8 protein-coding genes and 2 pseudogenes are annotated in these 8,907 nt (G+C 64.3%); 7 read left to right on the top strand and 3 right to left on the bottom strand.

Translation table 11 applies throughout. From position 1 onward, the window contains the following. Positions 1–20 precede the first annotated feature (20 nt). From GNZ13_RS33195 to GNZ13_RS33225, 7 genes are all read left to right on the top strand, one after another. Positions 21–854, top strand: coding sequence for a branched-chain amino acid ABC transporter permease (locus GNZ13_RS33195; protein ID WP_216675125.1), 834 nt, complete (start codon positions 21–23; stop codon positions 852–854). Continuing rightward, complete coding sequence (locus GNZ13_RS33200) at positions 847–2,679, top strand: ABC transporter permease subunit (RefSeq protein ID WP_328807336.1); 1,833 nt, start codon at positions 847–849, stop codon at positions 2,677–2,679. Before GNZ13_RS33195 ends, GNZ13_RS33200 begins: the two co-directional genes overlap by 8 nt. Then, on the top strand, positions 2,676–3,386 hold the full coding sequence (locus GNZ13_RS33205) for a branched-chain amino acid ABC transporter ATP-binding protein (RefSeq protein ID WP_172172427.1): 711 nt from the start codon (positions 2,676–2,678) through the stop codon (positions 3,384–3,386). The genes GNZ13_RS33200 and GNZ13_RS33205 overlap by 4 nt, the downstream gene beginning before the upstream one ends. Positions 3,387–3,406: 20 nt before the next feature. Then, a complete protein-coding gene (locus tag GNZ13_RS33210) occupies positions 3,407–4,330 on the top strand; it encodes a DUF1028 domain-containing protein (protein ID WP_172172429.1) in 924 nt (307 codons plus the stop codon). Then, positions 4,327–5,724: an amidase gene (locus tag GNZ13_RS33215; RefSeq protein WP_172172431.1), complete on the top strand. Its 1,398-nt coding sequence runs from the start codon at positions 4,327–4,329 to the stop codon at positions 5,722–5,724. Before GNZ13_RS33210 ends, GNZ13_RS33215 begins: the two co-directional genes overlap by 4 nt. Next, a complete protein-coding gene (locus GNZ13_RS33220) occupies positions 5,721–6,557 on the top strand; it encodes a nitrilase family protein (RefSeq protein WP_172172433.1) in 837 nt (278 codons plus the stop codon). Before GNZ13_RS33215 ends, GNZ13_RS33220 begins: the two co-directional genes overlap by 4 nt. Before the next feature lie 321 nt (positions 6,558–6,878). Next, on the top strand, positions 6,879–7,481 hold the full coding sequence (locus tag GNZ13_RS33225) for an ANTAR domain-containing response regulator (RefSeq protein WP_172172435.1): 603 nt from the start codon (positions 6,879–6,881) through the stop codon (positions 7,479–7,481). Between the two features lie 81 nt (positions 7,482–7,562). Here GNZ13_RS33225 and GNZ13_RS33230 read toward each other — a convergent pair whose 3' ends face one another. From GNZ13_RS33230 to GNZ13_RS33240, 3 genes and pseudogenes are all read right to left on the bottom strand, one after another. After that, complete coding sequence (locus GNZ13_RS33230) at positions 7,563–8,324, bottom strand: SDR family oxidoreductase (RefSeq protein ID WP_172172437.1); 762 nt, start codon at positions 8,322–8,324, stop codon at positions 7,563–7,565. 135 nt (positions 8,325–8,459) lie between these two features. Continuing rightward, positions 8,460–8,586: pseudogene (locus GNZ13_RS52945) on the bottom strand (2-hydroxy-3-oxopropionate reductase); the annotation flags it as partial. A gap of 115 nt (positions 8,587–8,701) precedes the next feature. Further along, positions 8,702–8,907 (bottom strand): annotated as a pseudogene (locus tag GNZ13_RS33240) (D-glycerate dehydrogenase); the annotation flags it as partial.

The raw sequence follows: 8,907 nt of genomic DNA on the forward strand, positions 1-8,907 counted from the left end.
ACTATGGAGTCCCGGCAATGCTGAATCTCGGGCTTGATGTCGTCACCACGGCGGCCATCCTGTTCATCGTTTCGGCGGGGTTGTTGATGGTCTTCGGCGTGATGAAGATCATCAACTTCTCGCATGGAGCGTTTCTGACGACGGGCGGCTATGCGAGCGTGCTCGTCGAGCACGCCGGCCTGAACTGGTGGTGGGGCGTGCCATGCGCGCTCGCGATCGGCTTCGTGGCGGGGATGGCGGTCGAGCGGTTCATCGTTCGTCCGCTGTACGCGCGCCCGCTCGACGCGATACTGGCGACCTGGGGTCTGGGCATCATCGGCGGCCAGCTTATCACGCTGGCGTTCGGCCGCGGCGTGCAGATGGTGGCCAGTCCGGTGGACGGCGCGATCTCGCTCGCCGGTACTCAGTACTCGGCCTACCGGCTGATTCTGGTCGGCGTGGCCGCGCTGGTTGCGCTCGCGCTCGGCTGGCTGCTCAACGGCACCCGGCTCGGCTTGCAGACCCGGGCGGTGATCATGAACGAAGCGCTCGCACGCGGGCTCGGCATCAGCAGTTCGCGCGTGCGCTTCATGACCTTCTGCACCGGCGCGGCGCTGGCGTCGGCCGCGGGCTGTCTGATTACGCCGCTTGCCAGCGTCGATCCGAACATGGGCGTGCTGTGGATCGTCGGCGCGTTCATGCTGGTGCTGGTGTCCGGTTCGTCGCTGGTCAGTCTTGCGGTGGCGAGCGTGGTGCTCGGCGGCGCGCAGGTGCTGGTCAGCACCTTCGTCAATCCCGTGCTCGGCGGTCTGACCATCGCGGTACTCGCAGCTTTGTTGTTACGCGTTCGACCGGAGGGCTTCGCACGTGGCTGATCCCGCTTCCGCCCTGCCGTTTCGCACCGCGGTGGCTTCGCCGTGGAAGGGGCCGGCAGCGATCGGCGTCGTTGCACTCGTCGTTCTGGCCATATGCAGCATCACGCTGCCGACCTTCCTCGTCAACAACCTGATCCGCGCGTTTCTGTATGCGGCAGTCGCGTTGACCGTCGATCTGTTGTGGGGCTATACCGGCATCCTCACATTCGGGCAGTCGGCATTTTTCGGCATCGGCGCTTACGCGGCCGGTCTGATTTTCACGCATGTCGGCTTTTCGTTTCCGCTTGCGGCGGCAGCGCTCGCCGCCGGCGTCGCCGCAGCCTGGATCGTGTCGCGTGCGGTCAGCTGGCTGGCGTTTTATCACGGGGCATCGCCGCTCTACGCCTCGGTCGTCACCCTCGTATTGCCGATCGTGCTGGTTCAGTGCATCTATTCGGGCGGGGAGTTCACCGGGTCGAGCAGCGGCCTGTCCGGCTTCGACAGCTTCGATATTCCGCTTGAAGCCTGGTTCTTCATCGCGGGCGCATTGCTGGTTTTGCTGGCCGTGGTGGCGTGGATGTTCGTGCGCAGCGATGCGGGGCAACTGCTGGTCGCCATCCGCGAAAACGAAGCACGCTGCGAGTATCTCGGCATCGATGTGTCGCGCTACAAGGCGCGGCTGATGGACGCGTGCGCGGTCATCGCCGCGTTCGCGGGCTTTCTGTTTGCCTGCGTGCAGATGGTGGTGGCGCCGGAATACGCCGGTTTTGTGTTCGGCACCGAACTGGTCATCTGGGTCGCGCTCGGCGGGCGCGGATCGCTGATCGGGCCAATTGTCGGCGCCATGCTGATCGACGTCGGCAGCGCCTATCTCAGCGGCAATCTGCCTTATGTCTGGACTCTGCTGGTGGGCGTGGCGTTCGTCGTCGTGATCGTGGCGATGCCGCGGGGGCTCGCGCCGCTCGTAGCCGGCGCAGCGCGCCAGGTGTTGCCGCGACGCCGCCGCCGTGCGGCGCCCGCGCCGGTGACGCTGGTCGCGGCCCCGCCGCGCGGTGACGGCATGCTGGACAACCCCCATGTGGCGCTATCGATCAAACAGGTGCAAAAGCATTTCGGCAGCCTCAAGGTGCTTGACGACATCAGCTTCGACGCGCGCGCCGGAGAGCTGCTCAGTCTGATCGGACCGAACGGCGCGGGCAAGAGCACGCTGATGCGCTGCATTGCGGACGGCGCGGAACGCTCGGGCGGCACAGTCGAGATCGGCGGCACGGAGATCCGCACGCTCGCGCCGTACGACTGCGTGGCGCTTGGCGTCGGCCGCAAGTTCCAGACGGCGACGGTGTTCGAATCGCTAAGCGTCGGTGAGGCGTTGCGCGTTGCGCGCTATCGGGTGGAGACGCCGTCGAAATGGCAGCGCGACCCGGTACTCGCGCTGCCGCAGCCGGCCCTCGACGTGCTGCGGCTGACGGGACTGGACCGGATTCTCGACCGCGAGTGCCGCTACCTGTCGCACGGCCAGAAGCAGGCGCTTGAACTGGCGATGGTGCTCGCGCTCGAACCGCGCACAGTGCTGCTGGACGAACCCACCGCGGGCCTGACGAAACAGGAGCGCACGCAGATCGGCGAGATTTTCGTGGAACTGTCGTCGCGCTATCGGATGTGTCTTCTGCTGGTCGAGCATGACCTCGATTTCGTGCAGCAAATCAGTTCGCGCATCGTCGTGCTGCACCAGGGGCGCATCGTGATGGACGGCGGTGTCGAAGAAGTCGTGCACTCCGAACTCGTGCGCTCGGTGTACGCGGGCGGTGCGCATACCGCCGCCAGTCAGCCGGAGGCGGACGCATGAATGCATCGACGATTGTTCAGGTCGACGCGCTGCACAGCGGGTACGGCGAGGCGATGGTGCTCAAGGGCCTGAACCTCACGCTCGCGCGCGGCGAAGTGGTGGCGATTCTCGGCAAGAACGGCATGGGCAAATCGACCTTGCTGAAAACGCTGATGGGTTTCATTCGCCCGAAGAGCGGCGACATCGCGCTGTTCGGCGAGCGGACCACGGGCGTGCCGCCGAACCGGATCGCGCGGCGCGACGTCGCTTACATCCCGCAGGAAAAGGCCTTGTTTCAGGACTTGTCCGTCGAAGACAACCTGAAGCTCGCCCTCATGCGGGATCGCGATTTCAAGCCGCTTTTCGAGCGTATCGAGGATCTTTTTCCGTTTCTGAAGGACCGCCTCAAGCAGAAAGCGGGCACGCTGTCGGGCGGCGAGCAGAAGATGCTGCTGGTCGCGCGGGCGTTGATTCGCCAGCCGAAGCTGATTCTGGTCGACGAAATCACCGAGGGCATGCAGCCGTCGGTGATCGAACGGCTGGTCGGCATTCTCAGCCGCGAGCGGGACAGTGCCGGCACGACGATGCTGCTGGTCGAGCAGCACGTGCATTTTGCGTTTGCCGTCGCGAATCGCTACGCGGTGCTCGAACTGGGTGAGATTCCGGCGGCCGGTGACACGGCGGATACGTCGGCGCAAGCCACGGTTTCGCGTTTCCTGTCGCTGTAACGCTAAGGGGAAAGTTTGCCATGACGTTTTCCATCGTCGCGCGCTGTGCGCGGACCGGCGCGTTGGGCGTGGCGGTCAGCACGGCGGTGCCGGCGGTCGGCGCGATGTGCGTGTATCTGCGCACCGGCGTGGGCGCGGTGTCGACGCAATCCTGGGTCAATCCGTATCTCGCGCTCGATGCGCTTGACTTGCTCGATCAGGGCGTGAGCGCCGAACAGGCGCTCGAGCGGGTACTGAAAGACGATGCCGCCGCGGATCTGCGGCAGCTCGGCATTGTCGGCCGCAATGGTCAAAGCGCGTGCTGGACCGGTTCGCAATGTACGGGTTGGGCGGGGCAGCGCAGCGGCACGTCCTGTACGATTCAGGGCAACATGCTGACCGGCGCCGGGACGCTCGATGCGATGCTCGCCGCGTATGAGGCGAGCGGCGAACTCGCGCTGGAGGAGCGCCTGATGCGCGCGCTCGAAGCGGGTCAAGCCGCCGGCGGCGACAAGCGCGGCCGCCAATCGGCGGCGCTCAAGGTGGTGCGCAACGAGGCTTATGCCCACCTCGATTTGCGGGTCGACGAACATCACGAGCCGGTCGCCGAATTGCGGCGCGTGTTCGAGGTGGCGCAGCGGCAGTTCGTCCCGTTCGTCGAAGGGATGCCCACACGCGACGATCCCGGCCGTGCGCCGCCGGCCGCCGTGACCGAGTTGCTGTTGACGCCGCCGCAATCGAGACCGGGCGCAACAGAGCCGTTGGATGCAGACATGCGGGTGCTCGCCCGGTGGCTCGGCGTCGAGTTCGCTGCGCAGCGCGTGGCGCACAACCTCGCCACCTACGAGCCGATTCTCGCGGAGATTAGCAAGTTACGAGAACTCGATCGGTCAGATGTGCACCCGGTGGTCGTGTTCGATCCGGCGCGCGCTTATGCGGGACCTTCCACCAAGGGCGAAGCATGAACGACGATCTCACCGCCATCGCCGCGGCCATTGTATCGGGCGAGGTTTCGCCGGCCGACGTTATGGACGCGCTGCTCACGCGCATCGCCGCGCTCGATCCGCAAGTTCTGGCCTATGAATGTCTTAACCCGGCCGCGCGCGCCGAAGCCGAGCAATGCACGGAGGAACTGAAGCGCGGTGTGCGGCGCGGTCCGCTGCATGGCGTGCCGATTGCGATCAAGGACAACTACCTGACGGCCGGCATGCCGACCACGGCAGGCAGCCGTGCGCCGGGCTATACGTTCGCGAACGAAGACGCAGCCGCCGTTGCGCGCCTGCGGGCGGCTGGCGCGGTACTGATCGGCAAGACCCGCACGCACGAGTTCGCGTGGGGCACGGAGACGCCGCCCACTCGCAATCCGTGGGATCCGTCGCGCATTCCTGGCGGGTCGAGCGGCGGCTCGGGCGCGGCGCTGGCCGCGCGCATGGCCTACGGCGCGCTCGGATCGGACACGGGCGGCTCGATTCGCATTCCGGCGAGTCTGTGCGGCGTAGTGGGCCTGAAGCCGACGTTCGGACGCGTCAGCCGCGCGGGGATCGTGCCGCATAGTTGGTCGCTCGATCATGCGGGGCCGTTGACGCTGTCGGTGCGCGACGCGGCGCTGCTGCTCAACGTGCTCGCCGGACACGATACGCGCGACCCCGGCAGCGCCGACGTACCGGTGCCGGATTACACCGCGTCGCTGGACGGCGGCATCGCGGGCATGCGCATCGGCGTGTGCCGCAATCACTTCTTCGGCGCCAACGAGGCGGAAGTCGAGGCGCAAGTCGAGCGCGCCATTGCGGCGCTCGCCGCGCTCGGCGCGCAGGTGATCGACTTCGAGGTGCCCAATCTGCAATACGGGTTGGGCGCGATCTTCGCAATCGAACTCGCGTCGTCGAGCGCGTATCACGATCGCGGCCTGCAGCGCGGCGCGACCGCCGCGATGGCCGACGACGTGCGCACGCTCGTCGAGATCGGCCGCATGGTGTCGGCGTCGGACTATCTGAAGGCCGAGCAGTTGCGCGCGTGTCTGATCGATGATTTCAAGGCGGTTTTCGAGCGCGTCGACGTCGTCGTGACGCCCGCGTCGCCGGTTACCGCATGGCGGCGCGGACAGGCAACGGTGGTGACTGGGGGCATGGAAGAGAGCCCGCTCGCGGCGTCATGGCGTCTCACCTATCCATTCAACCTGACCGGTTTGCCGGCCCTGTCCCTGCCATGCGGCTTCGATTCGCGCGGCTTGCCGATCGGCCTGCAGATCGCCGGCAAACCGTTCGACGAAGCCACGATTCTGCGCGTAGCCGCGTCCTATGAAAGCGTGCACCGCTGGGACGCGGTGCGCTCGCCGATTGCGAAAAGTGTGCAGCCATGACGACAGGTAACGAGAGCAAGGTGACGGTGGCGTGCGTGCAGATGTGCCCGGAAGTGGGGGCCAAGGTGCGCAACGTGGCGCACTCGATCGAACTGATCGGGCAGGCGCATGCGCGCGGCGCGAACCTGATCGTGCTGCCGGAGTTATGCAATTCGGGTTATGTATTCGAGTCGCGTGAAGAAGCGTTCGCGCTGTCCGAAGCCTTGGCGGACGGCGACACGATTGGGCAATGGAGCACGCTTGCCGCGCGTCTGGGCGTCACGCTAGTGGCCGGGTATGCCGAACGCGATGGCGATGCGCTCTACAACTCGGCGGCCGTGATCGGTCCGAGTGGCGTGCTGGGCGGCTACCGCAAAATGCATTTATGGGGTGACGAGCACCTCTTTTTCGAACCCGGTAACCTCGGCATGCCTGTGTTTCATACGCCGTTCGGCCGGGTGGCTTGCGCGATCTGTTATGACATCTGGTTCCCTGAAGTGTTCAGGATGGCGGCTGCCAGGGGCGCCGACATCCTGTGCGTGCCGACCAACTGGGTACCGATGCCTGCGCAGCCGGCCGATTTGCCCGTGATGGCGAATCTGCTGGCGATGGGCGGCGCGCATTCGAACGGACTGTTCGTGGCCGCGGCGGACCGGGTCGGCGTCGAACGCGACCAGCCGTTTCTTGGACGCAGCCTGATTGTCGACTCGCAAGGTTGGCCGGCGGCCGGTCCTGCCAGTTCAACGGACGAAGAGATTCTGGTGGCGTCGGTGAATCTGGCCGACGCGCGCCGGCACCGCCAATTGAATGCGTTTAATCACGTATTGCGGGACCGCCGTCCTGATATCTACTGAGACGGGCGGTTAATCGTAAGCGTTCACCCCTCGCTGCGCTTATACGTTCGTATAAGCGGGGTACGCTAACGCGGCATTGGCATATCCAACCGTAGAGTAGATTCGCCCTCCGCCTCGACGTAATCTTCTCTCATCGCTACACGCTCGCTGTTACACCAGCGGAAAGCTCGCGGTTCGGCCCCACGACGACATGGCGCTTCCGGATGCCCGCCCGCCCGGCCGATTTCCTCTCTAGCGTCTCCAAGGAATCATCGTGCCATATGTTCTTTATAACCGGATCCATATCGGAAGCAACTCATATGGCGAGTACAGGGCGGAACGATGAAGTGGACCGCGGATAGCTTGGCGATCCTGCGCGATTTGCGCTCGCTGAAAGTTGTTGTGATTCACCCGCGAGATCAGGATGGCGAGGAGCTTCTCGCGCAACTCCACCGCATTGGGTGCGACGTGGAGGTCTGCTGGCCGACACTCGACTGCTTGCCCTTCGGAACCGGGCTCGTGCTGATGGCGATGCGCCCCGAAACCCTCTCGGTCAATTTTCCGTGGCTCGGAACCAGCATGTCGCCGCCCGTGATTCCGGTGGTGGCCTACGAAAATCCGATCACCGTCGAAGCGGTGCTGCGCCTGAACGCGCTGGCGATGATACCGTCGCCGGTGCGCTCATTCGGATTGCTGACCGCGATTGCGGTGGCGCTGACGCAATGTCAGGCATTGCGTCAGCGCGATCGATACATTGAGCGGCTCGAGAAGAAGCAAGCGAAGGTTCGCGTGATCCAGCAGGCCACGCAGCTTGTGATGGAAAGGCGCGGCGTGTCGGAAGAACACGCGTATCAGTTGCTACGTTCAAAGGCGATGCTCAAGCGCGAGCAGATCGAGGTGGTGGCAAGCGAGATCGTCAAGGCGCACGAAACGCTGACTCTTTAGCCCACAAGAATCGTCTCCCATGCGCAAGCTGCGCACCGCAGACACAGGCCGCGCCACGCGCCCGCAGCCGTTGTCTTTTCGTTACCCACGCCCCACAAACGGCATCTTGCTAGCCATAATGGTCATGAACTGCACGTTCGCATCGAGTGGCAAATCGGCCATATAAAGGACCGCACCGGCGACGTGCTCGACATCCATCAGCGGTTCGACGGCAATTTCACCGTTGGCCTGTGGCACTCCTTTTGCCATGCGTGCCGCCAGGTCGGTGAGAGCGTTGCCGATGTCGATCTGTCCGCAGGCAATGTCGTACTTGCGTCCATCGAGTGATGTCGATTTGGTCAGGCCGGTGATCGCGTGCTTGGTGGCCGTATAGGCGATGCTGTTCGGACGTGGCGCGTGCGCGGAGATCGAGCCGTTGTTGATGATACGTCCGCCGCGCGGCAGTTGTGTTTTCATCAACGCGACGGCAGCGCGCGTGCAGAGGAAGGCACCCGTCAGATTCGTGTCCACGACGGCGCGCCAATCGTCCAGACTGAGTTCGTCGATATCGACGGCCGGTGCGCCACGGCCGGCATTGTTGAAGAGAAGATCGAGGCGGTTGTAGCGCTGTCGTATCGCGTCGAAGAGGGCGGCGACGCTAGCGGCGTCGGTGACGTCGGTTGGAACAGCAAGTGCCTCGTGGCCGAGTTGCTGCGCCTCGTCGGCTAGCGCCTCGAGGGGTGCTTTGCTTCGTCCAGCGAGCACTACACGGTAGCCGTGCTGAAACAGCTTGCGAGCGGTAGCGCGTCCGATACCGCTACCTGCACCAGTGATCAATGCGATCTTGCCGGGTTCTGAACTCATGAGACAAACCTCCATGTATCAATACGATGCGCATACGATCAGCACGCGCAATACGGTAATCGCGAGAAGGAAACGCTGGGCAGCGTATGGCCTGCCCAGTCCATTCCATTCACAACTATAGGTGGCGTAGTTGCTGGCGATTTCGTGGCTGGACAGCAACTCGATTGCCCTGCACAGAGCCGAGTGGTCGAGCTGGCTCATGCCGTTCGCCGTGCACTTCGAGAATCCGCGACGCCGCGAAGCCGCCCATCAGTGCCTGGCGCTGCAGATTGGCGGCCATCGGCGCACCCATGACACCCAGACCGATGAAACCAACTTTTGCCATGACTTCCTCTTCAATGAGTTCTTCTTAAATCATTGGCGGCAGCGACAAGCTGTTACGCCGCGGAGCGCAATACTTCGGGGTTGATACAGGTCTGCGGCTTTTCGCCTTTCAGCACGCTGATGACGTTGTCCGTTGCGATCTTGCCCATCGCAAGGCGCGTCTCGATCGTCGCGGAAGCGATGTGCGGTACGACGAGCACGTTATCGAGGCTGCTCAATCCTGGTTCGAGTTCGGGTTCGCGCTCGAACACGTCGAGCC

This window comes from Paraburkholderia elongata (assembly GCF_013177735.1).
GTDB classification, from domain to species: Bacteria; Pseudomonadota; Gammaproteobacteria; order Burkholderiales; family Burkholderiaceae; genus Paraburkholderia; species Paraburkholderia elongata.

Bases quoted from the DNA above. Each gene is read 5' to 3' on its own strand.
- GNZ13_RS33230 (WP_172172437.1), bottom strand. From the start codon at position 8,324: ATGAGTTCAGAACCCGGCAAGATCGCATTGATCACTGGTGCAGGTAGC.
- GNZ13_RS33225 (WP_172172435.1), top strand. From the start codon at position 6,879: ATGAAGTGGACCGCGGATAGCTTGGCGATCCTGCGCGATTTGCGCTCG.
- GNZ13_RS33210 (WP_172172429.1), top strand. From the start codon at position 3,407: ATGACGTTTTCCATCGTCGCGCGCTGTGCGCGGACCGGCGCGTTGGGC.
- GNZ13_RS33220 (WP_172172433.1), top strand. From the start codon at position 5,721: ATGACGACAGGTAACGAGAGCAAGGTGACGGTGGCGTGCGTGCAGATG.
- GNZ13_RS33215 (WP_172172431.1), top strand. From the start codon at position 4,327: ATGAACGACGATCTCACCGCCATCGCCGCGGCCATTGTATCGGGCGAG.
- GNZ13_RS33205 (WP_172172427.1), top strand. From the start codon at position 2,676: ATGAATGCATCGACGATTGTTCAGGTCGACGCGCTGCACAGCGGGTAC.